General features: G+C 62.5%; 2 protein-coding genes and 1 pseudogene. All 3 read right to left on the bottom strand.

The window, feature by feature from the left end:
- On the bottom strand, nucleotides 1-840 hold an 840-nt coding region (locus tag HLUSI_RS0109135), incomplete at its 3' end, for an ABC transporter permease (protein ID WP_050977671.1).
- Nucleotides 841-842: 2 nt separating this feature from the next.
- Nucleotides 843-1,631 (bottom strand): ABC transporter permease, encoded by a 789-nt coding sequence (locus HLUSI_RS0109130; RefSeq protein ID WP_016833679.1) that lies wholly within the window; start codon nucleotides 1,629-1,631, stop codon nucleotides 843-845.
- Between the two features lie 88 nt (nucleotides 1,632-1,719).
- Nucleotides 1,720-1,972 (bottom strand): annotated as a pseudogene (locus HLUSI_RS27780) (ABC transporter substrate-binding protein); the annotation flags it as partial.

Here is a 1,972-nt window from a genome sequence, read left to right as displayed (position 1 = left end):
GAAAATGAACGCGCCCGGCAATGCCGCCACCCAGGGTTGCGTATAGATCGCCGTGCGCAGCGTATTGAGCATCAGGCCCCATTCCGGCTCGGGCGGCTTGACGCCGAGACCGAGGAAGGACAAACCCGAGGCCAGGATCATCGACACCGAAATCAGGCTGGTCGAATACACGAAGATCGGCCCGAGCACGTTGCCCAATACGTGGGCGCGCACGATGGTGAAGGCGCCCGCCCCCGACGCCCGCGCCGCATCCACGTAGTCGCTGCGGCGCACCTGCGTGGTGACGCTTTCGGCAATGCGCGCAATCTGCGGAATGAAGACGATGGTCAGCGAGGTCAGCGCGTTGACGATGCCGGCGCCGAGCGCACCCGACAAGGCAATCGCCAGCAGCACCGACGGGAACGCATACAGCACGTCGATGGTGCGCATGATGGCAGTGTTGATGAAGCCGCCGGCATACCCGGCGAGGATGCCGATGCCGCTGCCGATGACGAAGGCCGTCAGCACCGGCGTGATGCCCATGAACAGCGACAGGCGTCCGCCCAGCATCAGGCGCGACAACAGATCGCGGCCGAGCTCGTCGGTGCCGAACAGATGGCCGGGCGTGCCGATCGGTTTGAGGCGCGTGAACATCGACGTGGCGAAGGGATCGGCCGGCATGATCCACGGCGCGAACACGGCAATGCCGATCAGCGCCAGCAGGATGACGGCGGCAATCATCGCCAGCGGATTGCGCACGATGCGCGCGGCGACGTTGGCCCAATGGCCGCGTGAGCGTTTGAACGCAGGCAAAGGCAAGGCGGAGACGGGAGTTGCAGCAGTCGCTTGCAGGGTCGACATGATCATGCCCTTTCTATGCGTGGATCGAACACGGTTTGCAGGATGTCGACCAACAGGTTCAGCGACACGAAGAACAAGGCCAGCACCAGGATCGTGCCTTGCAGCAGCGGCAGGTCGCGCTGGAAGATCGCCTGGTTCAGCAGGAAGCCGGTGCCGGGCCAGGAGAACACCGTCTCGATCAGGATCGAGCCGCCCAGCAGATAGCCGAGCTGCAGGCCCATCACCGCCATCGCGGTCGGTGCGCAGTTCTTGACCACGTGGCGGAACACGCCGAACTCGCCGAGGCCGCGCGCCTTGAGGCCGATCACGAATTCCTGCGACAGGATGTCGGCCACCACCAGCACCATGCCGAGCCAGTAATGCGGCACGCTGACGCCGACCACGGAAATGAAGGAGGCGATCTTGTCGACCCAGGAGTTGCGGAAATAGCCGGCGACGAAGCCAAACAGCGAGCCGAAGAAGAAACCGATCAGCGTCGCCAGTGCGGCGATCATGAAGGTGTTGCCGACCGCCTTGAAGACTTCTTGCGCGACCGGTCGTCCGGTGGCGATGGAGCTGCCGAGGTCGCCGTGCATGGCACGCCAGACCCAGCTGAAAAATTGTTCGGGATAACTGCGATTGAAACCGTAGAGCTCCATCAGTTGCTTCTGCAAATCGACGGACGCATCCGGCGGCAGGATCGCCACCAGCGGATCGCCCGGTGCGATGTGGACCAGCATGAAGCACAGGAACGCGACACCCAGCATGATGGGCATGGCATACAGTACGCGGCGGATCAGATAGGAAATCATGGGTATCTTCAGTAAGTCATTCTTGCCGCCGGCATTACCCTCGCAATACCGGCAGCAATGTTCACAACGTCAATGCATCGATGCCGATTTAATCCATCGTCATTGTGGCGATGTCGATGAACCAGCTTTGCGGCTGCACTACGCCCTTGACCTTGGCCGAGATGGCGCGCGGACCGGTGTCGTGCGCCACCCAGACGAACGGCGCTTCGTCGACGATCTTGGCGTGCAACTGGGCCAGCAAGGCATCGCGCTGCCTGGCGTCGAAAGTGGTGCGCGCCTTGGCGATGATGGCGTCGACTTCAGGGTTGCTGTAGAAGCCCCAGTTGTTCGACACCCAATTT

The sequence above is a fragment of the Herbaspirillum lusitanum P6-12 genome, from assembly GCF_000256565.1.
In the GTDB taxonomy this organism is placed as follows: Bacteria; Pseudomonadota; Gammaproteobacteria; order Burkholderiales; family Burkholderiaceae_D; genus Herbaspirillum; species Herbaspirillum lusitanum.
Note: the sequence above shows the minus strand (reverse complement) of the source record. Positions and strands in the feature narration are given on the sequence as shown.